The organism is Pseudomonas putida (assembly GCF_028682175.1).
In the GTDB taxonomy this organism is placed as follows: Bacteria; Pseudomonadota; Gammaproteobacteria; order Pseudomonadales; family Pseudomonadaceae; genus Aquipseudomonas; species Aquipseudomonas putida_AD.
In genome coordinates this window covers 1-26,058 of record NZ_JANHKS010000064.1, presented here as the reverse complement: position 1 = coordinate 26,058, position 26,058 = coordinate 1, and the positions used below count along the sequence as shown (strand labels likewise).

Annotated in this window: 27 protein-coding genes; 18 read left to right on the top strand and 9 right to left on the bottom strand. The window is 61.2% G+C overall.

The window, feature by feature from the left end:
* Positions 1 to 91 precede the first annotated feature (91 nt).
* A complete protein-coding gene (locus tag NPS29_RS26365) occupies positions 92 to 790 on the top strand; it encodes a DNA-3-methyladenine glycosylase (RefSeq protein ID WP_274136303.1) in 699 nt (232 codons plus the stop codon).
* Between the two features lie 3 nt (positions 791 to 793).
* Positions 794 to 2,110 (top strand): bifunctional DedA family/phosphatase PAP2 family protein, encoded by a 1,317-nt coding sequence (locus tag NPS29_RS26360; protein WP_274136301.1) that lies wholly within the window; start codon positions 794 to 796, stop codon positions 2,108 to 2,110.
* A 125-nt stretch (positions 2,111 to 2,235) separates the two neighbouring features.
* Here the strand turns inward: NPS29_RS26360 and NPS29_RS26355 are convergent, their stop codons facing one another.
* Genes NPS29_RS26355 through NPS29_RS26345 form a run of 3 tightly spaced genes read right to left on the bottom strand, consistent with a single transcriptional unit; the run spans position 2,236 to position 3,942 of the window.
* Positions 2,236 to 2,826, bottom strand: a complete 591-nt coding sequence (locus NPS29_RS26355; protein ID WP_274136300.1) for an LON peptidase substrate-binding domain-containing protein — start codon at positions 2,824 to 2,826, stop codon at positions 2,236 to 2,238.
* Positions 2,827 to 2,851: 25 nt separating this feature from the next.
* Positions 2,852 to 3,568, bottom strand: a complete 717-nt coding sequence (locus tag NPS29_RS26350) for an LrgB family protein (RefSeq protein WP_274136299.1) — start codon at positions 3,566 to 3,568, stop codon at positions 2,852 to 2,854.
* Positions 3,565 to 3,942, bottom strand: coding sequence for a CidA/LrgA family protein (locus tag NPS29_RS26345; protein ID WP_274136298.1), 378 nt, complete (start codon positions 3,940 to 3,942; stop codon positions 3,565 to 3,567). The genes NPS29_RS26350 and NPS29_RS26345 overlap by 4 nt, the downstream gene beginning before the upstream one ends.
* Positions 3,943 to 4,262: 320 nt before the next feature.
* Here NPS29_RS26345 and NPS29_RS26340 point away from each other — a divergent pair, with 320 nt between their 5' ends.
* From NPS29_RS26340 to NPS29_RS26330, 3 genes are all read left to right on the top strand, one after another.
* A complete protein-coding gene (locus tag NPS29_RS26340) occupies positions 4,263 to 4,718 on the top strand; it encodes a MaoC family dehydratase (RefSeq protein ID WP_274136297.1) in 456 nt (151 codons plus the stop codon).
* Between the two features lie 141 nt (positions 4,719 to 4,859).
* Complete coding sequence (locus tag NPS29_RS26335; protein ID WP_274136296.1) at positions 4,860 to 6,584, top strand: C13 family peptidase; 1,725 nt, start codon at positions 4,860 to 4,862, stop codon at positions 6,582 to 6,584.
* A 100-nt stretch (positions 6,585 to 6,684) separates the two neighbouring features.
* The gene (locus NPS29_RS26330) at positions 6,685 to 7,326 is read left to right on the top strand and encodes an oxidoreductase (protein WP_274136295.1); all 642 of its coding nucleotides are present in this window, start codon (positions 6,685 to 6,687) and stop codon (positions 7,324 to 7,326) included.
* A gap of 109 nt (positions 7,327 to 7,435) precedes the next feature.
* Here NPS29_RS26330 and NPS29_RS26325 read toward each other — a convergent pair whose 3' ends face one another.
* From NPS29_RS26325 to NPS29_RS26310, 4 genes are all read right to left on the bottom strand, one after another.
* Positions 7,436 to 7,726: a YceK/YidQ family lipoprotein gene (locus NPS29_RS26325; protein WP_274136294.1), complete on the bottom strand. Its 291-nt coding sequence runs from the start codon at positions 7,724 to 7,726 to the stop codon at positions 7,436 to 7,438.
* A complete protein-coding gene (gene ubiX / locus NPS29_RS26320; protein ID WP_274136292.1) occupies positions 7,719 to 8,348 on the bottom strand; it encodes a flavin prenyltransferase UbiX in 630 nt (209 codons plus the stop codon). The genes NPS29_RS26325 and ubiX overlap by 8 nt, the downstream gene beginning before the upstream one ends.
* Positions 8,345 to 9,694, bottom strand: coding sequence for a UDP-N-acetylmuramate:L-alanyl-gamma-D-glutamyl-meso-diaminopimelate ligase (gene mpl, locus NPS29_RS26315; RefSeq protein ID WP_274136291.1), 1,350 nt, complete (start codon positions 9,692 to 9,694; stop codon positions 8,345 to 8,347). Before mpl ends, ubiX begins: the two co-directional genes overlap by 4 nt.
* Before the next feature lie 198 nt (positions 9,695 to 9,892).
* The gene (locus NPS29_RS26310; RefSeq protein ID WP_274136290.1) at positions 9,893 to 11,809 is read right to left on the bottom strand and encodes a sigma-54-dependent Fis family transcriptional regulator; all 1,917 of its coding nucleotides are present in this window, start codon (positions 11,807 to 11,809) and stop codon (positions 9,893 to 9,895) included.
* A 285-nt stretch (positions 11,810 to 12,094) separates the two neighbouring features.
* Between NPS29_RS26310 and exaC the strand changes: the two genes are divergently transcribed.
* The 6 genes from exaC (at position 12,095) to NPS29_RS26280 (ending at position 17,785) form a co-directional block, all read left to right on the top strand.
* On the top strand, positions 12,095 to 13,615 hold the full coding sequence (gene exaC, locus NPS29_RS26305) for an acetaldehyde dehydrogenase ExaC (RefSeq protein ID WP_274136289.1): 1,521 nt from the start codon (positions 12,095 to 12,097) through the stop codon (positions 13,613 to 13,615).
* 205 nt (positions 13,616 to 13,820) lie between these two features.
* Entirely contained in the window at positions 13,821 to 14,273 is a 453-nt protein-coding gene (locus tag NPS29_RS26300) for a GNAT family N-acetyltransferase (RefSeq protein ID WP_274136288.1), read from the top strand.
* A 237-nt stretch (positions 14,274 to 14,510) separates the two neighbouring features.
* Positions 14,511 to 15,158, top strand: a complete 648-nt coding sequence (locus NPS29_RS26295; protein WP_274136286.1) for a DedA family protein — start codon at positions 14,511 to 14,513, stop codon at positions 15,156 to 15,158.
* Between the two features lie 3 nt (positions 15,159 to 15,161).
* Positions 15,162 to 15,953 carry a zinc-dependent peptidase gene (locus NPS29_RS26290; RefSeq protein ID WP_274136285.1) on the top strand — a complete coding sequence of 264 codons (792 nt, stop codon included), beginning with the start codon at positions 15,162 to 15,164 and terminating at the stop codon, positions 15,951 to 15,953.
* A 145-nt stretch (positions 15,954 to 16,098) separates the two neighbouring features.
* A complete protein-coding gene (gene ppa / locus NPS29_RS26285; RefSeq protein WP_274136284.1) occupies positions 16,099 to 16,626 on the top strand; it encodes an inorganic diphosphatase in 528 nt (175 codons plus the stop codon).
* Between the two features lie 433 nt (positions 16,627 to 17,059).
* Positions 17,060 to 17,785, top strand: a complete 726-nt coding sequence (locus NPS29_RS26280) for a LexA family transcriptional regulator (protein ID WP_337993918.1) — start codon at positions 17,060 to 17,062, stop codon at positions 17,783 to 17,785.
* A gap of 363 nt (positions 17,786 to 18,148) precedes the next feature.
* Here NPS29_RS26280 and NPS29_RS26275 read toward each other — a convergent pair whose 3' ends face one another.
* Both NPS29_RS26275 and NPS29_RS26270 read right to left on the bottom strand, forming a co-directional pair.
* The gene (locus NPS29_RS26275; RefSeq protein ID WP_274136282.1) at positions 18,149 to 18,751 is read right to left on the bottom strand and encodes a DUF6933 domain-containing protein; all 603 of its coding nucleotides are present in this window, start codon (positions 18,749 to 18,751) and stop codon (positions 18,149 to 18,151) included.
* Positions 18,752 to 18,951: 200 nt separating this feature from the next.
* A complete protein-coding gene (locus NPS29_RS26270) occupies positions 18,952 to 19,212 on the bottom strand; it encodes a helix-turn-helix domain-containing protein (RefSeq protein ID WP_274136281.1) in 261 nt (86 codons plus the stop codon).
* A gap of 419 nt (positions 19,213 to 19,631) precedes the next feature.
* Between NPS29_RS26270 and NPS29_RS26265 the strand changes: the two genes are divergently transcribed.
* From NPS29_RS26265 to NPS29_RS26235, 7 genes are read left to right on the top strand one after another with little or no spacing between them, the layout of a single operon-like run.
* Positions 19,632 to 20,660 (top strand): glycosyltransferase, encoded by a 1,029-nt coding sequence (locus tag NPS29_RS26265; RefSeq protein WP_274136280.1) that lies wholly within the window; start codon positions 19,632 to 19,634, stop codon positions 20,658 to 20,660.
* Positions 20,657 to 21,778 (top strand): NAD(P)/FAD-dependent oxidoreductase, encoded by a 1,122-nt coding sequence (locus NPS29_RS26260; RefSeq protein WP_274136279.1) that lies wholly within the window; start codon positions 20,657 to 20,659, stop codon positions 21,776 to 21,778. The genes NPS29_RS26265 and NPS29_RS26260 overlap by 4 nt, the downstream gene beginning before the upstream one ends.
* A complete protein-coding gene (locus tag NPS29_RS26255) occupies positions 21,765 to 23,264 on the top strand; it encodes a hypothetical protein (protein WP_274136278.1) in 1,500 nt (499 codons plus the stop codon). Before NPS29_RS26260 ends, NPS29_RS26255 begins: the two co-directional genes overlap by 14 nt.
* A complete protein-coding gene (locus NPS29_RS26250; RefSeq protein WP_274136277.1) occupies positions 23,261 to 24,040 on the top strand; it encodes a pyridine nucleotide transhydrogenase in 780 nt (259 codons plus the stop codon). The genes NPS29_RS26255 and NPS29_RS26250 overlap by 4 nt, the downstream gene beginning before the upstream one ends.
* Positions 24,037 to 24,873: a sugar phosphate isomerase/epimerase family protein gene (locus NPS29_RS26245; RefSeq protein ID WP_274136275.1), complete on the top strand. Its 837-nt coding sequence runs from the start codon at positions 24,037 to 24,039 to the stop codon at positions 24,871 to 24,873. The genes NPS29_RS26250 and NPS29_RS26245 overlap by 4 nt, the downstream gene beginning before the upstream one ends.
* Positions 24,870 to 25,226 (top strand): multidrug transporter, encoded by a 357-nt coding sequence (locus tag NPS29_RS26240; RefSeq protein WP_274136273.1) that lies wholly within the window; start codon positions 24,870 to 24,872, stop codon positions 25,224 to 25,226. The genes NPS29_RS26245 and NPS29_RS26240 overlap by 4 nt, the downstream gene beginning before the upstream one ends.
* Entirely contained in the window at positions 25,226 to 26,050 is an 825-nt protein-coding gene (locus NPS29_RS26235) for a glycosyltransferase family 2 protein (RefSeq protein WP_274136272.1), read from the top strand. Before NPS29_RS26240 ends, NPS29_RS26235 begins: the two co-directional genes overlap by 1 nt.
* Positions 26,051 to 26,058 lie beyond the last annotated feature (8 nt).

The following is a 26,058-nucleotide window of genomic DNA, read 5'->3' as shown; positions in this document are numbered from 1 at the left end:
ACGAAAGCATTCGAATCAGCGCCAGCCATTCAGCTGCAATTAAGCCCCGGATTGCTATCATCGGCCGTCATTCCATCACGTTGCCCCGCCCATGCCCGAGCATTCCCAGCGCGCCCTGCCCGACAGTTTCTTCGACCGCGACGCCCAGACCCTCGCCCGCGATCTGCTGGGCAAGGTCGTGCGGCACAAGGTCGGCGACCTGTGGTTGTCGGCACGCATCATAGAGACCGAAGCCTATTACCTCGAGGAAAAAGGCAGCCATGCGTCCCTCGGCTACACGGAAAAGCGTAAGGCTTTGTTTCTGGATGGCGGGCACATCTATATGTACTACTCCCGAGGCGGCGATTCGCTGAACTTCAGCGCTCACGGCCCGGGCAATGCGGTGCTGATCAAATCGGCCTATCCATGGGTTGATGAAGCCAGCCTGCACGGGCTCAGCGACGAAAACAGCCTGGCGCAGATGCAGCTCAACAATCCCGACGCCAGCGGCAACCTGCGTCCCCGCGAACGCTTGTGCGCGGGGCAGACCCTGCTGTGCAAGGCGCTGGGCCTGAAGGTGCCGATGTGGGACGGCAAGCGCTTCGATCACCAGCGGATCTTCGTCGAAGACGTCGGCCAACATCCGCAGCGCATCATCCAGACCTCTCGCCTGGGCATCCCGACCGGGCGCGACGAGCACCTGATGTACCGCTTCGTGGACGCCGAGTATGCGCGCGTCTGCACACGGAACCCTCTGCGACGCGGCCAAGTCGAAGGCCGCGACTACCTTTTCATCGAGCAAGGACACTGACCCATGGGCGCATGGCTCGACAGCATCACCGCATGGCTGACCCTCAATCCGTCCTGGCTGGGGGCCGCGCTGTTTCTGGTGTCATTCCTGGAATGCCTGGCCATCGCGGGCATCATCGTGCCCGGCACGGTGGCACTGTTCGCCATTGCCGCGCTGGCAGGGACCGGAATCCTGGACCTGCACCAGGCACTGCTGCTCGGCTTTCTCGGCGGTCTGCTGGGTGATCTGGTGTCCTACTTTGTTGGCAGACGTTTCCACCAGAACATCCGCCGCCTGCCCGGCCTGCGCCATCACCCTGAATGGATGACGGGCGCCGAAACCTATTTCCAGCGTTACGGCATCGCGAGTCTGTTGGTAGGCCGCTTCATCGGTCCGCTGCGCCCGATGCTGCCGATGGTCGCGGGGATGTTCGACATGCCGTTCGTGCGGTTTGCCGCCGTGAGCGTGGTGGCGGCGGCGGGCTGGTCCATGGCCTACATTCTTCCGGGCTGGGCGGCAGGTGCAGCGGTGCGTCTGCCGTTGCCCGAAGGCTTCTGGCCACAAGCCGGCGTGGTCGGTGCGGGCCTGGCGATCCTGCTGGGCGTGGGGGTTCACTGCAGCGCCCACGGCAAACCCTACGCGACCCGCCTGATCGCGCTGGTCAGTTTTGTCCTGCTGGCGGCCGTGTTTCTCGGTTGGCCGTACCTGGCGCACCTCGACCAGGGTGTGATGACCCTGGTGCAGGAGCATCGCAGCGCGGCGGCGGAAACCTTCGTCGTGCTGGTTACAGGCCTTGGCGACTTCCGCACGCAATTCTGCGCGGCGGCCCTGCTGTTGCTGATCCTGATGGCGACCCGGCAGTGGCGACATGCGATCTTCGCCTGCTCGACGACACTGGGCGCGGCGATCATCAACCAGTGCATGAAACACACCTTCGCCCGCGCCCGCCCGGAAGTCCTGGCCGAACCCTTGGCCACGTTCAGCATGCCCAGCGGGCACGCGTCAGCCTCTTTCGCGCTGTTCATGACCCTGGCGGTGCTGGCAGGGCGAAGCCAGCCGGTCCGATTGCGCCTGACCTGGCTGTTGCTCGGGGCGATTCCGGCGGCGTCGATTGCGATGTCGCGGGTCTATCTGGGCGTGCACTGGCCCACGGACGTGCTGGCGGGGATGCTACTGGCGTTTTTTGCCTGCGCGGCGAGCCTGGCGCTGGTGGAGAAAAACCAGCCGTTGCCGGCCCTGCCGTTGCGAGTGTGGTGGTTGCTGCTACCGGCGATCGTCGCGCTGCTGGGCGGATTTGCCTTCCACTCGCTGGCCCATGGTTTGATCCGTTACGAGTATTGAAACCACGCAAACCCTGTAGGAGTGAGCTTGCTCGCGATAGCAGTCTGTCTGTGAAGCATGTGTTGACGGATACTCCGCTATCGCGAGCAAGCTCACTCCTACAGGGAACGGTTCGACCGGGGAATCTACGCCTGCATATCCCCCTGCATCTCATCGAGCAGGTCCTGAATGGCGTCGAGCCGTTCTTCGGCGTCGTCGATTTCCAGCAATTCAATCTTGTCTTCTTCGGCGAAGGGCAACAGGTAGGCCAGCTGATTGCTCAGCGACTGCTGACCACTGGCGGTCAGGCCCATGTTCAAGGCCGCCACCATCGGATGCTCACCCAGCGCAGCCAACAGCGCGACCAGGTCTTCGTCCTCTTCCTGCAAGGGCTGCTCTTGCGGATCTTCCAGCCACTGCACCTCGGCGATCAGCAGGTTGTCGCGCTGGGCTTGCGCCTCGATCACGCGGAAACGCCGCCCGCCGACCACACGAATGCCCAGCAGGCCGTTGTCCTGTTGCTGGAAGTCAGTGACCAGCGCTTCGCAACCGATCTGCGAGAAACCTTCGGGCACATCGCCCACTTCACTGCCTTCGGTAATGCACACCACGCCGAAGCCTTTGCCCTGCTTCATGCAGCGCCCGATCATGTCCAGGTAACGCGCCTCGAATATCTGCAAATCCAGGACACAGCCCGGAAACAGCACGGCGTTCAGCGGAAACAGGGGCAACGACATAAATCCATCCTCAAGCAACCCATCTTCAAGCCACCAGAGACACCGCCAACGGCAGGAACAACGCCGTGGCGACGCCCATCAGACTCATCGCCAGTGCCGCGAAGGCACCACACTCTTCACCTTCCTGCAACGCAGCCGAGGTGCCGACCGCATGGGCCGTCAGCCCCAGCGCCATGCCTCGGGCTTCCGGGCTCTGCACACCGGCCAGCGTCAACAGGCCGGGGCCGAATATGCCGCCGATGACACCTGTAATCAACACGAAAACCGCAGCCAGCGCCGCCACGCCGCCAATTTGCTCGGCCACCAGCATCGCGATGGGCGAAGTGACCGACTTGGGCGCCATGGTCATCAGGATCATGTGATCGGCGCCCAGCACCCAGCCCAGCGCCACGCACAGCCCGGTCGCAAGCACGCCGCCAATCACCAGCGTAGTCAACACCGGCCAGAACAACTGCCGGATACGCCGCAGATTCAGATAAAGCGGCACAGCGAGCGCCACCGTCGCCGGGCCCAGCAGGATGCTGAGGATGTCGGTGCTCTTGCGGTACTCGGCGTAGTCCAGCCCGCAGGCGACCAACACACCGATCACCACCAGCATCGACACCAGCACCGGCTGCAGGAACACCCAGCGGGTTTTCTCGTAGCCGGCCAGCACCAGTTGATAGGCGCCCAGGGTAATGGCGATGCCGAACAGCGGATGGTGGATCACCGACAGCCATGCGCCTTGCCAGTCCAGACTCATGACGGCTCCCTGGGGCTGGGCTGATGCCCGGTGTGCTGGCGGTCGATGAGTTTTTGCATCAGCCAGCCGGCAAAGGTGAGCGAGATCATTAACGACAACACCAGGGAGCCTACAATGGCCCAGAAATCGTTGGCGATCTGGCCGGCGTAGACCATCACCCCCACGGCCGGAGGCACCAGCAACAGCGGCAGATAACGCAGCAGGCTGCCCGCGGCCAGGCTGATGGGCTCGCTGACTTCACCGCGAACCATCAGGTAGATCATCAGCAGCACCAGCCCGATGATCGGCCCCGGCAGTATCGAAAGGATCAGATGATTGAGCGCCGTTCCCAGCAACTGGAACAGCACCAACCACGTCAGGCCTCTTAGCAACATAGAAAACTCCAGCAAATTCGCGGCGGCATTATACGCATGCAGCCTGGCAGGCTATGGGATGGTATTCGCCAGAACCCGGGGTTCTTGACCAACGCCTGTGGGCGTGGTGATCTTTAGCCTGGATCGCATCATCCCTGTAGGAGTGAGCTTGCTCGCGATAGCGGAAGATCAGTCGAGTGATGTTTCACAGACAGACTGCTATCGCGAGCAAGCTCACTCCTACAGGATTGCGTGAACACCCATCATTGAGTGAAGCAATAAAAGAGCCTATAGCCGCACCAGACTGAAAAAACAAAACCGATTCACTAAGGAGAGTATCGATGCCCTATGTACCTGTTGCAGAGCTCAAGAGTTATGAAGGCAAGGAACTGGGAAGTTCCGAGTGGCTGACGATCGATCAGGCACGTATCAATCTGTTTGCCGAGGCCACTGGCGACTTCCAGTTCATCCACGTTGACCCGGTAAAAGCGGCGCAAACGCCGTTCGGCTCCACCATCGCCCATGGTTTCCTGTCGCTGTCGCTGATCCCCAAGCTCATGGAATCGCTGCTGGTCATGCCCGAAGGGCTGAAAATGGCGGTCAACTATGGCCTGGACAGCGTACGTTTCATCCAGCCGGTGAAGGTCGATTCGCGCGTTCGTCTAAAAGTTGCCCTGATCGAAGTCACCGAAAAGAAGCCTGGCCAATGGTTGCTCAAAGCCACTGCAACGCTTGAAATCGAAGGGCAGGACAAGCCTGCGTTCATCGCTGAACCCCTTTCCCTCTGCTTCGTGTAAGCGCCCCTGAACATGAAACAGTCGTAACTGACTGTTTCATGACGCTTCCCGGCTGCGGCATACTCGCTGCGGCCGTGTGAGCGACTCGATACAAGAACGCGAATCCGATCACGCCGAACTTATTCATCTGCGGGATTTACCATGCGTGCGTTTGCCCCTCTGGCCCTGACCCTTCTGCTGACCGCTTGCGGTGATGGCGAATCGCTGCTTCCGCCGGATGCGCGCCTGCCCGACGGCGGCCGCTACCGCGGCGACGTGGTCAATGGGGTGCTGCAAGGCAAAGGCCGCATCGACTACCCCAATGGCAGCTGGTATGCCGGCGAGTTCAGCAAAGGCCAATGGAACGGCCAGGGCGAGTGGCATGCCAGCAACGGCGACCTCTATAAAGGTGGCTTCAAGGATGGCCTGTTCGACGGCCCCGGCGCGCTGACCACCAGTAGCGGAACCTACGTCGGCGGCTACAAACTGGGGCGCCGCGAGGGCGAAGGCACGCTCAAAGAGCATGGCATGAGCTACCGCGGCGAGTTCAAGGCCGACCTTTACGACGGCCTGGGCCATCTGGAACTCGAAGACGGCAGCGAGTATCAAGGCCAGTTCACCCGCGGCAAGCCCAATGGCGAAGGCCAGCGCAGCGATGCGGCAGGCAACCAGTTCAGCGGCAAGTTCGTCGACGGCCAGCTCGAAGGCACTGGCAATTTCAACAGCGCAGACGGCGACCAGTACGTCGGCGGCTTCCACAACAACCAGCTCAACGGGCGCGGCCGCTACGAGAACGCCGACGGTGACGTCTGGTCGGGCCAGTTCAAGGATGGCGCCTTCACCGGCAAGGGCGAACTGATCGGCGCCGACGGCACCAGCTACCAGGGCCAGTTTCGCAACTGGCGCTTCGCCGGCGAAGGCCGTCTGAAGCTGCCGGACGGCACGGTCTACGTCGGGCAGTTCGACAACGACAATTACGACGGTCCGGGCGTGCTGACCTCCCCTGATGGCCAGGTGCAGAGTGGCACCTGGGCCAACGGCCAGCGGGTACGTGACGCCATGGGCAAGCTGCTGCCCGACCCGCTGGAAACCGGCCTGCTCGCACAGGGTCCTCTGCTGGACAAGGCCCTGGCCGCAATCCCGGCTTCAACCCCCGCCATCGAACTCTACAGCCTGGTGGTCGGCGGCGACGGCAAGCAGAGCGTGTTCATGCGCGAGGCCGACTACGTCAACAAGCTGCTCGCGACCCGCTTCGGCGCGTATGGTCAGATCTCACTGGTCAACCATCGCGACCACATGGCCGACCGTCCACTGGCGACGCGGGAAAACATCAGCCGCGCGGTGCAGACCCTCGCCCTGCGCAGCGGTCCTGAAGACCTGATCTTCATCTACCTCACCAGCCACGGCACCCACGACCACGAACTGGTGCTGGACCAGCCTCGCCTGGAGCTGTCGGACCTGCCCGCCAACGAGATGGCCTCGGTGCTGGCGCCGCTGAAGAATCGTGACAAGGTGGTGGTCATTTCATCCTGTTATTCCGGAGGGTTCATCCCGGCAATCAAGGACGAACGCACCATGGTCATCACCGCCTCGCGGGAAGACCGGGTGTCGTTCGGCTGCTCCGAAGAAGCGGATTTCACTTACTTCGGCGAAGCGCTGTTCGGCAAGGCACTGGTGGAAACCGATGACCTGCAGCAGGCCTTCAACGACGCCAAAGTCACGGTTGCACAGCGGGAAATCGAGGAAAACTTCGAGGCCTCCGAGCCGCAGATCTGGGCGCCCAAGGGCGTGATCGCGCGCTGGAAGCAGTTGCGCAAGAGCCAGGCCGAGCGTGCCCTCAACACCGTGTCCATCGGCAAGGGACTGAACCCGGCACCCGCTCGCTGAGCGGATGAAGATTTGCAAAGATTTGTGAAACCAGCAATGTCGGTGGGCAGTCTGTTGCGTTAGAGCGCCTATGCTTGTGTCGTATCAAGGGAGAAAGACCATGTACTTGACGCCGCAACACATCCTGCTTGCCGGAGCCACGGGATTGACAGGCGAACACCTGCTCGACCGTCTGCTCAGCGAACCCACTGTCAGCCGCGTGCTGGCACCTAGCCGTAGGCCGCTGGCCGAACATCCGCATCTGGAAAACCCTGTAGGCGACTTCACCTCACTGCTCGCAGAACTGGGCGGGCGAGTGGACATCGCCTTTTGCTGTCTGGGCAGCACCATCAAGCAGGCCGGCTCGCAAGACGCCTTTCGCGCCGTGGACATGGACATGGTCGTGGCCTTTGGCAGACGCGCCCGTGAACTGGGCGCGCGGCATCTGCTGGTCGTCAGCGCGGTGAATGCCGATCCTGAATCAAGCATCTTCTACAGCCGCGTCAAAGGCGAAATGGAAGCCGCGCTCAGGGACCAGAACTGGCCCCAACTGACCATCGCCCGCCCGTCACTGCTGCTGGGCGAGCGCGCCGATCAGCGCCTGGTAGAGCAGCTGGCCGCGCCTATCGCCAAGCTGATTCCCGGCAAATACGGCGGCATCGAAGCCTGCCAACTGGCAAGGGCGCTGTGGCGCCTGGCGCTGGAAGAGCAGGACGGGGTGCGGATCGTGGAGTCCGACGAGTTGCGCCGGTTGGGTAAGTAGGCCACACCGCAATCCCGTAGCAGCACGGCTTGCCGGCGGGGGCGCCCTCAAGATCGCTCCCGCCAGCAAGTGAAACGCCGCCCGGCCGGGCTGCTACGGGTTCAACCAGTTACATCCCGCCCGTGGCCTGGAAGCCCACCCCCAACGCCGTCAGGATCGACAACGGCAACAGCACCGTATCCAGCAGCGCGCTGCCCGGCAGATCCAGCATCGGGTATTTCGGAGCTTCGGCGCCGAAGCGGTCTTTCTCGCAACAGCCGCCCTGAATCGCATACAGGTCCAGCCGCGTGCCGGAGTAGACCACCGGCGCGCCGGGCTGGTTGGCATCCAGGGTGCGCACGGTCGAGCACCCCGTGGCCAGCAGCAGCCCGAGGGTCAGCACAAACAGCTTCTTATTCATCGGCGCCCAAATGATGCTCGCCCCAGCGCGGCAGCATGTCCTGCGGGATGTTGAGCAAGTTGAGAATGCGCGCCACGACGAAATCCACCAGATCATCGATGGTCTGCGGCTGGTGATAGAAACCCGGCGAAGCCGGCAGAATCACCGCGCCCATGTTCGACAGTTTCAGCATGTTCTCCAGATGAATACTGGAGAATGGCGCCTCACGGGGCACCAGAATCAACTGACGGCGCTCCTTGAGCGTCACGTCGGCGGCGCGTTCGATCAGGTTATTGCAGGCGCCGGTGGCGATGGCCGACAAAGTGCCCGTCGAGCACGGCACCACCACCATCGCCACGGGTGAGCCGGACCCCGAGGCCACCGGAGACATCCAGTCCTCCTTGCCGTACACCCGAATCTGGCCATCGGCGGCGCCGGTGTATTCGGTGAGGAACGCCTGCATCATCTGTGGCTTGGGCGGCAAGGTGACATCGGTTTCGGTGGCCATCACCAACTGCGCGGCCTTGGAGATCAGGAAGTGCACTTCCCTATCTTCACGCACCAGGCAATCGAGCAGGCGCAGACCGTACTGCGCCCCGGATGCGCCGGTCATCGCCAGGGTGATGCGCTCCGGACCGCTCATTTCAGCGCCTCGGCCAGTTTGCCGTGCAGCCCGCCGAAGCCGCCGTTGCTCATGATGACCACGTGGGTGCCGGGCTGGGCCTGGCTTTTCACGCGCTCGATGATGGCTTCAAGGGAGTCGCAGACCACCGAAGGCGTCTTGCACAGCGCGGCGGTCGCGGCCAGGTCCCAGCCCAGATTGGCCGGCGCGTACCAGACCACCTGATCGGCCTGATCGACGCTTTCCGGCAAGCCGTCGCGGTGCGCACCGAGCTTCATCGAGTTCGAACGCGGCTCGACCACAGCGATGATCGGCGAGTCGCCCACCTTCTTGCGCAGGCCGTCCAGCGTGGTGGCGATGGCGGTCGGGTGGTGAGCGAAGTCGTCGTAGATGGTAATGCCGCGCACTTCGGCGACCTTCTCCATGCGCCGCTTAACGCTCTTGAATGCGCTCAGGGCTTCGACGCCTTGTTGCGGCACGACGCCCACATGCCGCGCCGCTGCCAGCGTGGCCAGGGCGTTGGCAACGTTGTGCTGGCCGGTCATGTCCCAATCGACCACGCCTTGAGCGACGCCTTCGAAGATCACTTCGAATCTGGAGCCGTCCTCGCGCAGCAGCTTCGCCTGCCACTGGCCGCCCTGCCCGGTGGTCTGCACCGGGGTCCAGCAGCCCATCTGGATCACGCGCTCAAGGGCCGGCTCGGTGGTCGGATGAATCACCAGGCCTTCGCTCGGGATGGTACGCACCAGATGGTGGAATTGCCGCTCGATGGCCGGCAGATCCGGGAAGATGTCAGCGTGATCGAACTCAAGGTTGTTGAGAATCGCGGTGCGCGGGCCGTAATGGACGAACTTCGAGCGCTTGTCGAAGAACGCGCTGTCGTATTCATCGGCCTCGACCACGAAGAACGGCGTGTCGCCCAGGCGCGCAGACACTGCAAAGTTCTGCGGAACACCGCCAATCAGAAAGCCCGGGCTCATGCCTGCATGCTCCAGCACCCAGGCGAGCATGCTGCTGGTGGTGGTCTTGCCGTGAGTGCCAGCGACCGCCAGCACCCAGCGACCACGCAGCACGTGATCGGCCAGCCACTGCGGGCCGGAGACGTAGGGCAGACCCTTGTTCAGGACGTATTCCACGGCCGGGTTGCCACGGGACATCGCATTGCCGACCACCACCAGATCCGGCGCAGGCTCAAGGTGCGAAGGGTCGTACCCTTGCATCAGCTCGATGCCCTGTGCCTGGAGCTGCGTGCTCATCGGCGGATAGACGTTGGCATCGGAGCCCGTGACTTTATGGCCCAGATCCTTGGCGAGCACCGCCAGCGAACCCATGAACGTACCGCAGATACCCAGAATATGAATGTGCATGACCGACCTCTTAAAACATTCGCGCAGGTTAGCTTAGAGAGGGTCCGTTCGCACAGTTCAATCGGCGGGATCTCGATGCACCCACGTCCCTGTAGGAGTGAGCTTGCTCGCGATAGCGGCGTGTCAGGCAACGAATCTGTTACAGACAGACTGCTATCGCGAGCAAGCTCACTCCTACAGGTGATGAGCGGGATGTGGCTAACGGGCAATCCCGTGCTTGCGCAGCTTTCTATACAAGGTATTACGGCTGACGCCCAATTCCTGGGCAGCATGTGTCATGTGCCAACGCTGCGCCTCCAGTATCTCGATCAACGCCGAGCGTTCGGCGCAATCGAGTGGCGAATCCACAGGGTTCGCGGCGACATCCTTCTTCACCGCGCCCTGGCGGATTACCAGTGGCAAGTCGGCATGGCAGACTTTTTCATCCTCAGCGAGCGCCGCCAGCGTGCGCAACACATTGCGCATCTGCCGCACATTGCCCGGCCAGGGGAAATCGAGCAGCGCCTGCCGGGCCTCGGCGTCGATCACCACCTGCTGGCCGCCCGCCTCTTCCTCCAGCAGGAAGTCCATCAACTGCGCCTTGTCGCTGCGTTCTCTTAGTGCCGGCAGGGCGATTTCCAGGCCGTTGAGCCGGTAGTAGAGGTCTTCGCGAAAACTGCCGTCCTCCACCCGTCCCAAGAGATTGCGGTGGGTAGCGCTGATGATTCGTACATCCACAGACTGCGGCTCACCGCCGATGGGCACCACCAGACGGTCTTCCAGAACGCGCAGGAGCCGTGTCTGCAGCGCCACCGGCATGTCGCCGATCTCATCGAGAAACAGGGTGCCACCATCGGCCTGCTGCAGCTTGCCGCGCATGCCTTCCTTGCGCGCACCGGTGAAACTGCCGCCGCGATAACCGAACAATTCGCTTTCGATCAGGCTTTCCGGAATGGCGGCGCAGTTGAGTGCAACGAATGGCTGGTGCGAGCGGCCACTGGCCTGATGCACGGCCTTGGCGAACGCTTCCTTGCCCGAGCCGGTTTCACCGTTGATCAACAGCGGCACATCACGCTCGAATACCTTCAAGGCGCGACGAAAGTCGGCCTGCAGCGAAGGATCGCCCAGGCAGATACCACTCAACGCAGGCTTCTCTAGCGGCTTGCTGACAACAGGCGCGCTAACGCCCTTCAGCACCGGCTGAGCCTGCCCACGCAGCACGGCGAAAAAACCACGGCCGTCTCGGGTTCGCAGTGGCCAACTGGCGGCTGCATCGGGCGAGGCGCGGCTCAAGAGTTGGTCCAGGGAACAATCGAACAATGCCTCGACCGGCTGGCCAATCAGATCGGCGCGGCCCTGGCTCAGCATGTTCAACGCGCTCTGGTTCAGCGCCCTGACCCGCCCTTCGCCGTCGAACGCCAGCAGCCCTTCATTGAACAGCCCCACGGAACCGGCCTGCAGATGGAAACGCAGCAGCCACTGATCGTCGAAATGCCGCAGGAAGTAACTGCTTTCGATCATTTTTGCCGACAGATTGACCAGCGCCATGGTGTGAAACTGGCTCTGGCGAGACACATCGTGCCGCGCCGACGACACATCCAGCACCGCCAGCAGATCGCCATGAGGATCGAACACCGGACTGGCCGAGCAGGTCAGCCCGGTATGCCGCCCGCGGAAATGCTCGTCGCGGTGAATGGTCACCGATTGCCGCTCCACCAGGCACGTACCGATGCCGTTGGTGCCCTCCCGCGCTTCGCTCCAGTCTGCGCCCAGCCACAAACCGGCGCGCTCGAAGATCTTGCGCTCGCCGTCCTGGGTCACGCAGTTGAGGATGACCCCTCGCGCATCGGTCAACAGCACCGCATTACCGCCCGACAATTGCTGGCGCAGGCTGTTCATCTCGCCACCGGCGATGGTCAGCACCTGCTGCAGGCGTTCGCGGCTTTCCAGCACCCGGGCATGCTCCAGCACGGTGGGCGCCATGGCCTGTGCGGGGTCCAGGTGATAGTCGTCAAGACAACGCTGCCAGGAGCGGGCGATGGAAGGGTCGGCGCCGGGGCCGTAGCGGTGATCGGCCTTGCCCTGGGCGAATGTCAGGACTTGCCGGGCATGGCGGGTTAGGTGGTTGCTATGCATTTTCTTGTTGTTCCTGTGCATGCTCGCGAACCAGCATCCTCCAGGCCCTTCTCTATTGCAATCCTTGGCACGGGCCTGCCCGCCGAGCTGTCCCACATTCGATACAAAGTGTCACTCTGCCCGTCCCGCAACTGGCACATCGACAGCAGCCAAGCGTCTGATTTTCCGGCAAAACCCTTGTAAACCGGGCACCGCGCGGCAGTGGCCCGCGCTTTGCTCTACGCTTTAATCAAGCGCAGCAGCGCGTTATCCCCACACAATCACAAGAGCAAGGAGATATTCACCATGCGTTATGCCCATCCCGGTACTGAAGGCTCGATCGTTACCTTCAAGACCAAATACGGCAACTACATCGGTGGCGAATTCGTGCCGCCGGTCAAAGGCCAGTATTTTGAAAACACCTCGCCGATCACCGGCAAACTGATCGCCGAATTCCCTCGCTCGACTGCCGAAGACATCGATAAAGCCCTGGATGCCGCCCACGCCGCTGCCGATGCGTGGGGCAAGACTTCCGTTCAGGAGCGCTCGCTGACCCTGCTGAAAATCGCCGACCGCATCGAGCAGAATCTCGAACTGCTGGCCGTGACCGAGACCTGGGACAACGGCAAGGCCGTGCGTGAAACCCTCAACGCCGACATCCCGCTGGCTGTGGACCACTTCCGTTATTTCGCAGGCGTGCTGCGTGCCCAGGAAGGCTCCGCCGCCGAAATCGACGGCAACACCGTGGCCTACCACATCCATGAGCCGCTGGGCGTCGTCGGCCAGATCATCCCGTGGAACTTCCCGATCCTGATGGCCGCCTGGAAGCTCGCGCCGGCCCTGGCTGCGGGCAACTGCGTCGTGCTCAAACCTGCCGAACAAACCCCGCTGGGCATTACCGTCCTGCTGGAACTGATCGGCGACCTGCTGCCAAAAGGCGTGCTCAACGTGGTGCAAGGCTATGGCCGCGAAGCCGGTGAAGCACTGGCGAGCAGCAAACGCATCGCCAAGATCGCGTTCACAGGCTCAACGCCTGTGGGCTCGCACATCATGAAACTGGCGGCCGACAGCATCATCCCGTCCACCGTGGAGCTGGGCGGCAAGTCGCCGAACATCTACTTCGAAGACGTGATGAGCGCTGAACCCGAGTTCATCGACAAGGCCGCCGAAGGCGTCGTGCTGGCATTCTTCAACCAGGGTGAAGTCTGCACCTGCCCATCGCGATGCCTGGTTCAGGAGTCGATCTATCCGCAGTTCATGGAAGCGGTGATGAAGAAGGTCCTGAAGATCAAGCGCGGCGACCCGCTGGATACCGACACCATGGTCGGCGCCCAGGCATCGCAGCAACAATTCGACAAGATCCTTTCCTACCTCGACATCGCCCAGGGCGAAGGCGCCGAGCTGCTGACCGGTGGCAAGGTCGAGAAGCTGGAAGGCTCGCTGGCGACCGGCTACTACATCCAGCCGACCCTGCTGCGCGGCAACAACAAGATGCGCGTGTTCCAGGAAGAAATCTTTGGCCCGGTGGTCAGCGTGACCACCTTCAAGGATGAAGCCGAAGCCGTCGCCATCGCCAACGACACCGAGTTCGGCCTCGGTGCCGGCGTGTGGACCCGCGACATCAACCGCGCCTACCGCGTGGGCCGCGCCATCAAGGCGGGCCGCGTGTGGACCAACTGCTACCACCTGTATCCAGCCCACGCTGCATTCGGTGGTTACAAAAAATCCGGCGTCGGCCGCGAAACCCACAAAGTCGCGCTCGAACACTACCAGCAGACCAAAAACCTGCTGGTGAGCTACGACATCAACCCGCTGGGCTTCTTCTGATCCAGTGACAGCAGTCAGATGACGGCCTCTTCGGAGGCCGTTTTTTTGGCCACGCATTTTGTTGATTCACACACGTGCCCGCGGCCCATTCGTTCCGCTTTTGGATTGCACTTTCTAAAGCGCTTGGGCAAAGTCGAAACCGTCTGTCCCAGTGCCAGGCGTCCTCCCCCTTTCATGCATTGCACAATGAAGCTGAGGCCCAACCATGCGGATCATCCAAGCCACCCTGGAGCACCTGGACCTGTTGACCCCTCTGTTCGTCAAATACCGCGAGTTCTACGGCGAACTGCCCTACCCCGATTCCTCCCGTGACTTCCTGGAAAAACGCCTGCGCCGCGAAGAGTCGGTGATCTACCTGGCGCTACCGGTGGATGACGACAGCAAGTTGCTGGGCTTCTGCCAGCTCTACCCCAGCTATTCCTCGCTTTCGCTCAAGCGCGTGTGGATCCTCAACGACATCTACGTCGCCGAAGACGCCCGCCGCCAACTGGTCGCCGATCACCTGATCCAGAAAGCCAAGAAGATGGCCCGCGAAACCCAGGCCGTGCGCATGCGCGTGTCCACCAGCGCCAACAACGAAGTGGCACAGAAAGTCTACGAATCCATCGGATTTCGTGAAGATACCCAATTCAAGAACTACGTGTTGCCGATCAATTGAGGTTCCCGCACCCGTAGGAGCGCGCTTGCCCGCGATGGCGATCCGGCTGGGGACGATTTGCCGTTTGACACGCCGCCGTCGCGGGCAAGCGCGCTCCTACGAAAGATGTATTCCATCAATACCAAACGTTTCAATCTGCACACAGTCCCAGCAACACCCCGATTCTTCCCTCTATAATGCGGCCCACCTCACCTCTTTCCACTGACCCGGACCGGGTCTCATCATCAGGTGCCGTACATGGATTTCAACCCGATCGATATCATTCTCCACCTGGACGTCTACCTGGACATGCTGGTGACCAACTACGGCACCTGGGTCTACGCGATCCTGTTCCTGGTGATCTTCTGCGAGACCGGCCTTGTGGTGACGCCGTTCCTGCCGGGTGACTCGCTGCTGTTCATCGCAGGCGCGGTGGCAGCCGGTGGCGGCCTGGACCCTGTCGTGCTGGCCGGGCTGCTGATGGCGGCTGCGATCATCGGCGACAGCACCAACTACGTCATTGGCCGAACGGTGGGCGACAAGCTGTTCAAGAACCCCAATTCGAAGATCTTCCGCCGCGACTACCTGACCAAGACCCACGAGTTCTACGAGCGCCATGGCGGCAAGACCGTAACCCTGGCGCGCTTCCTGCCGATCATCCGCACCTTCGCCCCGTTCGTCGCAGGCCTTGGCAAGATGAACTACCTGCGCTTCGTCAGTTTCAGCGTGCTGGGTTCGATCCTGTGGGTCGGCAGCCTGGTGACCCTGGGCTACTTCTTCGGCAACATCCCGTTCATCAAGAAGAACCTGACCTTGCTGGTGCTGGTCATCATCCTGATCTCGCTGCTGCCGATGATCATTGGCCTGGTCCGCAGCCGCATGGGCCGTTCCGCCACAGCGCGCTGAACCATGTGGCCGTTTGGCAACTGGCTCAAGCGCCGCACGCTGGCACGTCACCAGGTCGCCCCTGAACTCTGGGGCCGGGTGCGCGAGCGTTTGCCGATCCTCGACGGCCTCAGCGCCGAAGAGGATCGCCGCCTGCTCGACAGCTGCATCCTGTTTCTGCAAGCCAAGACCCTGACCGCGCTGGAAGGCGTCGAACTGGACGACGAGTCCTGCCTGTTCCTGGCGGCGCAGGCCCAATTGCCGTTGCTGGCGCTGGACGACCTGGACTGGTATCGCGGCTTTCACGAAATCATCCTCTATGGCGATGACTTCATCAGCCCGCAGAAACACCGCGACGCCAGCGGCATCGAACACGTGTGGGATGGCGAGCACAGCGGCGAAGCCTGGAGCCAGGGCCCGGTGATTCTCGCCTGGCCGGGGGTGCTGTCCAGCGGCGGCTGGGAGGCGTACAACCTGCCGATCCACGAACTGGCGCACAAACTCGACATGCTGGGCGGCGACGCCAACGGCCTGCCTCCGCTGCACAGCGACATGCGCATCAGCGACTGGGCCAGCGCCATGCAAGGCGCCTTCGATGACCTCAATCGCCAGCTGGACGCCGACCCCGACGCCGAAACGGTCATCGACCCCTACGCTGCGGAAAACCCGGCCGAGTTCTTTGCCGTCACCAGCGAGTACTTCTTCAGCGCCCCGGATTTGCTGGTCGAGGCCTATCCGGACGTCTATCGGCAGCTCAAGGCGTTCTACCGGCAGGATCCTCTGGCGCGGCTTGCGGCGCTTCAGGCAGCACTTTAGGCTTGCAAGCCTGTCTATGAGGCTCAAGACAAGGTCCAGGACCGATGGGTGTAATGGTAACGGTTACCAAATATGCCTATAATCCGGCCACTTTTTGGCGTTGCACGCCAGATTCAGCAATGGTCAACCAAGGGGGCAAAGCCCAATGAGCTACAGCAAAATTCCGGCCGGTAAAGACCTGCCGAATGACATCTACGTCGCCATCGAGATCCCGGCCAACCACGCGCCGATCAAGTACGAAATCGACAAGGATAGCGACTGCCTGTTCGTTGACCGTTTCATGGCCACCCCGATGTTCTACCCGGCCAACTACGGTTTCATTCCCAACACCCTGGCCGACGACGGTGACCCCCTCGACGTGCTGGTCGTGACTCCATACCCAGTCGCACCAGGCTCGGTCATCCGCGCCCGTCCGGTTGGCGTACTGAACATGACCGACGACGGCGGCGGCGATGCCAAAGTCATCGCAGTTCCTCACGACAAGCTGTCCCAGCTGTACGTCGACGTGAAGGAATACACCGACCTGCCGCCACTGCTGATCCAGCAGATCGAGCACTTCTTCGCGAACTACAAAGATCTCGAAAAAGGCAAATGGGTCAAGATCGAAGGCTGGGCCGGCGCTGATGCCGCTCGCGAAGCCATCACCAAATCGGCCGCTGCCTACAAAGGCTGATCCGATTGGCTCCCTGCGAAGCGCTCGCCGCTTCGCAGGTGGCACCCTCTTGCATGTATGCCTCTCCCCCTGACACCTTTCTCCAGCATCACTCCCCAACTTTTTTGCGCTGAATGTTTAAAGTTTAGTGCGCAGAGTCTTGCCGTTTATCCGAATAAAACGCCGCAGGCTCATTGGCAATAAAACTTCGCCGCATCGCACCTGATAACGGACGACTTGAGGCTCTAGATCGGGCGACTTGCGGAGCGCTGTTGAAAACGGGCGCTTTTGTCCAAGCGGATCAATTGTTGAGCGCAAAAGAAACAGTGAACGACATGCCCTACAACTTCATTCGAACGTTGTAATCCTTACCGTCAACTTGAAGTTTGATGCTTGACGCATTTGAACACTTCGTTCATTTAAACAAACTTGAACTGTCCGTAAAATTCGATCCATGAATACATCAGGTGATCGACTACGCGTCCTTCTGCGGGAGTGCCATCTCTCCGCCACAGACTTCGCCGCCAACCGCAAGGTGACGCCGCAACACGTGAACAACTGGTTCAAACGCGGCATCCCCATGGCACGCATGGAGGAAGTCGCCGAACTGCTCAGCGTTAACGCACGATGGCTGCGCACAGGCGACGGCCCGAAACACCCGGGAGAAGGCCGCGAAAAAAACGGCCACGATCGCATGTCCCGCACGCCTCCTGCGCGCGGCCACGTTCGGGAAGAGCTGGACATGCCCGTCTATACCGAACTTCAAACCCAGAACCCCGGGCAAACCGCTGTCAGCGAAATTCCCAACCACAAAGTGCGGTTATCCCGCCGCGTCCTGGAAGCCATGGACGTCGAACTGCACAACGCCATCTGCATCGCCATGGTCGGCAACAGCATGGCGGACAAGATCCAGGACGGCTCCCTCATCGGCGTCGACCGAGGCCGCACCAACGTCATCGACGGCGAAATGTACGCCCTCGAACACGCCGGCATGCTGCGCGTGAAATACCTCTATCGCCTGCCAGGCGGCAGCCTGCGCCTGCGCAGCCACAACGCCGGCGAATACCCCGACGAGATTTTCAGCGCCGAACAGATACAGGAACAGCACATCCAGATCCTGGGCTGGATCTTCTGGTGGTCCACCCTCAACAACCGCCGCCACCCCGCCACCATGCCCTGATGCGCAACAGCAAGAGACAAATGGCAGCCCATCAAGGCTGGGCATCAGCGCAGAACATGAGTATCCTGCACGCCTTCGTTTCAACACCCATCGGCTACCCGCGGATGGGTGATCGACCCGGCACCGTCCCCTGTGACACGCCCGGTCTACCTTACGAGCGCCTCCTTGCAGCGCGCACTTTTGCGGACGGGTGCGGTTAGCCAAAAACTAACCAAACCTGTCACCGAGAAGCCGGCCACAAGCCGGCTTTTTAATTTGTCTCTCAGGTCGAAATCATTCGGATGGAAAAGGAACGCCGCTAATCAATCGATCCATTGGTTGGCTATCGCTGCCCTGCATCGGGCAAGGCTCATGAGCACATCCTCACTTGCCAGCAAACCATCGTTGGTGTGCCTGCGCCACCTCCTCCGGCTCCATGCCTATCCCCAAATGCCTGTAGGCTTTCTGGAAAGCAGTTTCTGCTGGCCGGAAATAATCACCCCCTTTGATTGATCTCAGGAATCTGTTGGCAATCCCATCAAACTCAACGAGGCCACCAAGCTCGATGGGCAGTCCTGGCCCTTCATATGCCTCATGCGCGGCGAGATACAGGACGTCGTTGATGTGAGCCTGGACGCTTCGATCACCACGTTTGTAAAAATGTACATCCTCAAGAGTGTCTGCCCATTCATTGACATGCCGATTCAGTTCCGCCTCAGGTGGCATCACCAATCCCATGTTCAGCGCCATAAGCACCATGCCGCCTAAATAGCGGGGAATGAACTGACGGAGAAAACCGTCGACGTCATTGCGCTTAAGGCCAACGAAGAGCATTGCGTAGCGGGTTTCGACATGCATCGCGACGAGAATGTTGGTTTTACCAAACTTGGTCGTGTGCAGCTGCCATCGCTCGATATTTTCCCTGTCAGTGGACAGCAAGCTAGCTGCTGAGGCCGGCTCGACGCGGCTGACCAGTTCGCCTTTCACTTTGCCAGAGAAGAATTTGCAGGCTGCTTGGGCAGTCGAAGATCAACATGAGTCCCTCCTTACTTTCTATGATCTAGCGGCCTCGGAAATTCTTAGTCGACTCGAGCATGCCCAGCGCGGAAATCGATTACATAGTTACTAGCGGCCAACGACTTCAAGTGACGGGCAGTCCAAGGCTGACCAAGTCAATTGTGGAAATGTCAGGCAACTCCGCAGCGTTGCTCGGCAAGGATGTCCTCGACAGTTCGCTGATGACCAGTCTTGACCAATTTCAGGTCATACCCCGCTGCTTCCAGAAGTCGCACGAGTGCAGAAACGCTCATATCACCCCTGGCCAGAGTTTCCATCCTGGCGACTGTCGATCGAGACACGCCTGCCCGATCTGCAATAGCTACTTGACTCAGCCGCGCATCACGGCGGGCGTCCTTCAGCATTTCAGCGACATCGAGAAGCGAAGTCATTTGTAGCCCTCGGGCATCAAAAGTGGCGTAAACGTCGATTATGCGGCCCAAGGGCCACAAATACATTCAAGTTTCATACGTATTCCAGATCTGGCGCCAGTATTCCCTCCAACCCCGCCCTACCCATGCAAACTTTAAATAAGCCCTGCGCCTCACCAGATCTGTAAAAACCCCTGACATCCGTCTCCCTTCACGGATATGAATACCCCACATCGTTACACACAACCCGTTGATTAATCAGTGCTTTGACAACCCCGAAAGCACTGCGAAGCAGCCAACGATTCACGCTTGAAACCTATCAAAGCTGCGCCTCCTGCCCTGTGAATAATTCCCGTTCCCCACGTGTTCACCTGATGACACCCGTCTGCACGCTCTTATAAAAAAACACCGCCAGGGAAGGCCGTTTCGAGTATCTCGCCATGGCTTTTTTTCCCTGTTTCTTGTCGGTGGTGTTGGTCGTGCGTAATCAGGCCGAGGGGCTTGAGGGGATGCTGCTTGAAGCGACGGGGCTGATCGCTTCGATGGTGTCGGACTATGAGCTGATCATTGTCGACAACGCGTCGACCGACGACAGCATCGCGCAGTTGAAACGCCTGACGGGCGAAGACGGGGTGGCCAATCTTCAGGTGTATGCGCTGACTCGCGAAGTCGATCTGGACACGGCGTCCTGGGTGGGGCTGGAGAATGCGTTGGGGGACTATGCCGTGGTGCTCGACCCGCTGGCCGATGACATCGCCTTCCTGCCCAACATGCTGGAGCAGGCGGCGCAGGGGGCGGATGTGGTGTTCGTCTGCAACGCCGAGCACAGCACGCAAAGCCTGCCTTATTACCTGGCTTTCAAACTCTTTCACCGTGCATACCGGTGGTTCAACGGTATTCATCTGGTCAAGGAGGCGCCGCAGTTTCGGCTGCTGACGCGCAAGGTCATCAGTTTCATCCTGCAGCACCCCAAACCCACGATGATCTACCGTCATTTGCCGGCGACAGGCGGATTTGCCAGGGTCTGTCTGAGTTACTCGGCGCCGCCCAAGGCGCAACCGCGCAAGCATCTGGGCGAGAGTGTCGATCGGGGGATTCGCATGCTGATTTCCAGCACGCGGGCGCCAATGCGGATGGTGACGGCGCTATCGCTGTTTGGCGCGGTGATGAACCTGATCTATTGCGCGTATGTGGTCGGGATCGCGCTGTTCAAGACCGATGTGGCAGCAGGCTGGACCAGCCTTTCGCTGCAGCAGTCGGGGATGTTCTTTCTGATTTCGCTGGTGTTGCTGGTGCTTGGCGAATACATCCTGAACATGGCCAGCTTTTCCAACGACGGGCCGCTGTATTACATCGGCCAGGAGTTCACCAGTTGCCGAATGACGCGACTTGAACGGCTCAACGTCGAAGAAATCACCCCCAATGCCCACGTGGTCCGGGCCTGGGGCGCCGAGCGGGCATCGCGATGAACGCGCCAGGGGATTGCCTGGACGCAATCGTCATCGGCGGTGGTTTCTACGGTTCGGCGATTGCGGTGCATCTGGCGCGCCAGCGCGGCTTGAAGCGCATCGTGCTGCTGGAGCGCGAAAGCGGCTTGCTCAGGCGCGCCTCGTACAACAATCAGGCGCGGGTGCATAACGGCTATCACTACCCGCGCAGCTTCACCACGGCGTATCGCAGCCGGATCAACCTGCCGCGTTTCGTGGCCGACTGGCCCAATGCGGTGAAGAGCGATTTCACCAAGCTCTACGCCATCGCCCGACACAATTCGAAAGTCACTGCCCGGCAGTTCGAACGCTTTTGTCACGATATCGGCGCCCAGGTCAGGCGCGCGGACGCCGCGGCCCACGGGCTGTTCGAGCCCCGCCTGATCGAGGCGGTGTTTCAGGTGCAGGAATACGCCTTCGACTCCACTCGCCTGGCGCACTGGGCGGAACGTGAACTGGCAGACTGCGGCGTGCAGATCCGCCTGCTGACCCGCGCTACCGAGATCTACCAGGGCCCCGACAGCACCTTGCAGGTGGTCACTGAAAGTGAGGGCGGCCCGCAGCGCCTGAGCTGCCGTTACCTGTTCAATTGCACCTACAGCGGCAGCAATCATTTCAACGGCGAGTTTCCGGGGCTGGACACCGATCTGCGTCACGAGATCACGGAAATGGCGCTGATGCAGATGCCGTCTGCGTTGCAAGGCCTGGGCGTGACGGTGATGGACGGGCCGTTCTTTTCGATGATGCCGTTTCCGTCGCGCAACCTGCACACGCTGTCCCACGTGCGCTTCACGCCGCACCTGCACTGGGACGATGAGAAATCGATCAACCCCTACGACAGGCTCGCCGGGCATGAGCGTGCCAGCCGTGTCGAGCGCATGGTGCGCGATGTGGCCCGGTACATCCCGGCGATCCTCGACTCGCAGCACATCGACTCGCTGTACGAGGTCAAGACTGTCCTGGCGCGCAACGACCGCAACGACGGGCGCCCGATTCTGTTCGAGAAGCACGCCAGCTTGCCGGGCTGCTACTCGGTGCTTGGCGGCAAGATCGACAACATCTATGACGTGCTGGAGAAACTGGACAATGAAGTCTTTTGATCTTTCGCGCCTCAACCCGACCCTCGTGCTGCCTGTCGCCGTGGCGGTGCTGGCGAGCCTGTTCCTGACGCTGGCCACCCGTTCGATCTGGATCGACGAGGCGATGCTGCTCAAGGACATCATCGAGCTGCGCAGCCCCGAGGAATTCTTCAAGCCGCTGCCTTACTACGATCAGGCGGAACCGGTGCTCGCCTCGCTGTTCTTCAAGGCGATCATGCTGCTGTTCCACTACAACATCGCGCCGCTGAGGTTGTCGGTGCTGGCGCTCTCCTGCGTGCTGATCGCGCCGGTGTTCGCAGTGTTTCGTCCTTACCGCTGGGGGGCGCTGGTGTTTGTGCTGGCGCTGATCGGCCACTCGTTTTCCATGGGCCTGTTTCTGACCGAGCTCAAGCACTACTTCCTCGAAGTGTCGGTGAGTTTTCTGGCGATCACTGCGCTGTGGCGGTCCTCGGAACAGGACAATCTTCATTGGCCCATCGGGATGGCGGCTGCGATCAGTGTGCTGGGTTTTTCAACACTGATCGTTTCAGGCGCGCTGCTGATGTATGCCGTGGTGCGTCATGCGTCGCAACCCAGGAACGAGCGCGAGGCATCGACCGTCGTGGCGATTGCCGGGGCTGCTTTGGTGGTGGTGGTCGCGTATGCCTACATGAAGTACCTCACCGTGTTTCAACTGGGCAATTACGACGACTATTACAAGACCACCGCGCTGGGCTCGCTGGGCGTGCTGAAGGAGGCGATTCTCGGGGCGTATGGCAAAGCCTTGCTCATCACGTCCGGGGTTGCCAGCGTAGTGCTGCTGTTTACCCACAAAAGCGGTTTCGTGTGCAGGCTGAATCTGTTTTTCATTGGCATTCTGCTGATCGTACTCGTAGGGCGAATCGCCGGTTTCTACCCTGCCACCTATCCCCGCCATGTGATCTGGCTGGCGCCATTCAGCATGGTCATCGCCTGCCTTGGGGTACTGGAATTCACCGCCAGCCCGTCGCGCCCGCTCAAGGTGCTGGGCTGGGTGCTGCTGAGCCTGATGGCACTGCAGGCGGGCAAGGCCTGTTACAACAATCTTCGCGGCGTGAACTACGAGTACGTCGACAACAACGCGCTCTACGAGCACATCGCGCAGATGCCGCCCACCGAGTTTCTGGTCTACCCCGACGCCCAGCCGTCGCTTGAGTACTACAGCCTGCTCGATCAGCGCCTGAGCAAGCATCAGTACGTGCGCGTGAACGATGAAGCGACGCGCATGCGTGATCCGAAGATGGGCAAGGTCGAGTACCTGGACTCCCTCGCCGAGCTGTTGCGACAGCGCCCCTCCAAGGACTTTTCCGTGCTGGTGTCCCACGTCAATCTGGACAAGGACATCAGCGGGCGCGGCAAGGCGCTGGAGGCCGAAATCAGCCGCCTGAACTGCACCTACACCTCGTATTTCTACGTGTACAACGCCCAACTGATCCGGGTGCACTGCCCGCTGGATGCGCAACTATGAATGGTCTGATCGGATACACCGGCTTCGTCGGCTCGACCCTGATGCGTCAAACCCAATTCGGCGCGCTGTATCGCTCGACCAACATTCACGAAATCGAGGGGCGCTCCTTTGACGCGCTGGTGTGCGCTGGAGCCCCCGCACAGAAATGGATCGCCAACCGCGACCCCGATGCCGACCGCGAGAGGATCGAGAACCTGATCGAGCACCTGCGCTCGGTGCGCTGCCGCACCTTCGTGCTGATCAGCACCGTGGACGTCTTTCACACGCCCATGGGCGTGGACGAAGACAGTCAGGTCGAAGAGGTGGGCCTGCACGCCTACGGCATGAACCGGCGCTTGCTGGAGTGCTTCGTGGAGGACTATTTCCCACAGCATCTGATCGTGCGTCTGCCAGGCCTGGTCGGTCCCGGCCTGCGCAAGAACGTGGTGTTCGACATCCACAACCAGCACAACCTGTCGGCCATCGACAGCCGCGGCACCTTCCAGTTCTACCCGATGGTCAACCTCTGCCACGACATTCAGGTTGCACTCAATGCCGGCCTCAAGCTGGTGCACCTGTGTGCCGAGCCGGTCACCGTAAGCGAGATTTCGCAGGAAGGTTTCGGCAAGCCGTTCGATAACGTGCGCAGCGTGATGCCGGCGCGCTACGCGATGCAGACCTGCCACGCCGCCCTGTTCGGCGCGCGCGGGCGTTATCAGTACAGCGCCCGGGAAGAGCTGATGGCGGTGCGCGCCTATGCGCAATCGGAACCGCATACCACGGAGCACCGGGCATGAGACTGGCCATCTCCAACATCGCCTGGGACATCGTCGAGGACCGGGACATCGCAGCCCTGCTCAGGCGCTACGCCATCGACGCCATCGACGTCGCGCCGGGCAAGTATTTTCCGGATCCGGTGGCCGCCACGCCTGGCCAGATTGCCGACGTGCGTGACACCTGGGCCGGGCGCGGCATCGACATCACCGGCATGCAGGCACTGCTGTTCGGCACCCAGGGGCTGAACCTGTTTGGCTGCGCCGCCAGCCAGACCTCGATGTTGCAGCACCTGGATGAGGTCTGCCGCATTGGCGAGGGCCTGGGTGCGACACGGCTGGTGTTCGGCTCGCCGAAAAACCGCGACCGCAACGGCCTGGGCGACGACGAGGCCATGGACATCGCCGTGCCGTTTTTCAGAATGCTTGGCAACGTCGCCCGGGACCACGGCGTGACCATCTGCCTGGAACCGAACCCGGAGTGCTACGGCGCCAACTTCATGACCAGCAGCCCGTTGACTGCCGAGGTGGTACGGCGGGTCGATCACCCCAATATCCTCATGCAACTGGACACCGGTTCACTGGCGATCAATGGCGAGGACCCGTTCGCTGTGTTGCAGGGCGCCGCCGAGCTGATCGGCCATGTACATGCCAGCGAGCCCAGCCTGCTGCCACTGGGCGACGGCACTGCCGATCACGCCGGGATGGCGGCCGCAATCAGCCGCTACCTGCCCGATCACCTGATCACCATCGAGATGCTGCCCAAGCGCAACGAGCCCCACGTCGATACCATCGAGCGTGCCCTGAACGTCGCGATCTGGCATTACCGGGCCGAAGCCTTGAGGGCGCAATCATGAAGTGGGCGATTCTGATCCTGGGGATCCTCTCCAACGCATCGGCCAGTGTGCTGGTGAAAATGGCGATGATGCCGCCGCGCAGTTTCCCCTCGCTCAATGCCCCGCTGCAGGCCCTGAGCAACTGGCCGTTCTGGCTGGGGCTGGGGTTATACGGCACCGCTTTCCTGCTGTACGCCGCCGCTCTGGCGCGCTTGCCGCTCAATATCGCTCACCCGGTGCTGACCGCCGGGGCGGTGGCTGCCGTGGCCTGTTCCTCGGTGCTGATTTTTCGTGAAACCTTCTATTGGACGACGGCGGCCGGCATCGTGCTGGTAATCGCGGGTGTCGCCCTGATTACTGCGCGGGTGGCGTGATGACCGACACAACCTACACCTCCGGACGACCGAGCCTGGCACAACTGACACGCCAGGTTCCCACCTTCGACACCCCGCTGTGGCTGGGCCGACTGCATCCTTACTGCGTGATCATCCCGGTCATCAACGAGGGCGACCGCATCGTCAGCCTGCTGGCGCGCATGGCCGCGCTGGCGATCAACCAGATGGCCGACATCATCATTGTCGACGGCGGCAGCACCGACAATTCCCTGGCCCACGACATGCTGATGGTCACTGCGGTGCGCGGTTTGCTGGTCAAGACCGCACCGGGCAAGCTCAGTGCGCAGTTGCGCTGTGCCTATGCCTTTGCCCTGGATCAGGGTTACGAAGGTATCGTGACCATCGACGGCAACGACAAGGATGACCCGCAGGCGATTCCGCGCTTTATCAACGCGCTCAGGCAAGGGGTGGATTTCGTTCAGGCGTCGCGTTTTCTCACAGGCGGTGCGGGAGAGAACACGCCAAAGTCCCGCGACATTGCCATCCGTTTCATACACGCGCCGATGCTGAGTATTGCCTCGGGCCACGACTGGACTGACACCACCCAAGGGTTTCGCGCCTACAGCCGCAAACTCCTCCTCGACCCGCGCCTGGCGATTTTTCGGGATGCGTTCATGACCTACGAGCTGCTGGCGTACCTGTCCTATCGTGCGCCCAAGCTGGGTTATCACTGCATCGAACTGCCGAGCGTACGACGTTATCCACAGGGTGAGGTGCCAACCAAGATCGGCGGGCTCAAGGGCAACCTGATGTTGATGCTGGTGTTGGTTCGCGCATGTTTCGGGGGGTATGACCCGAAATGAGCGGGCTT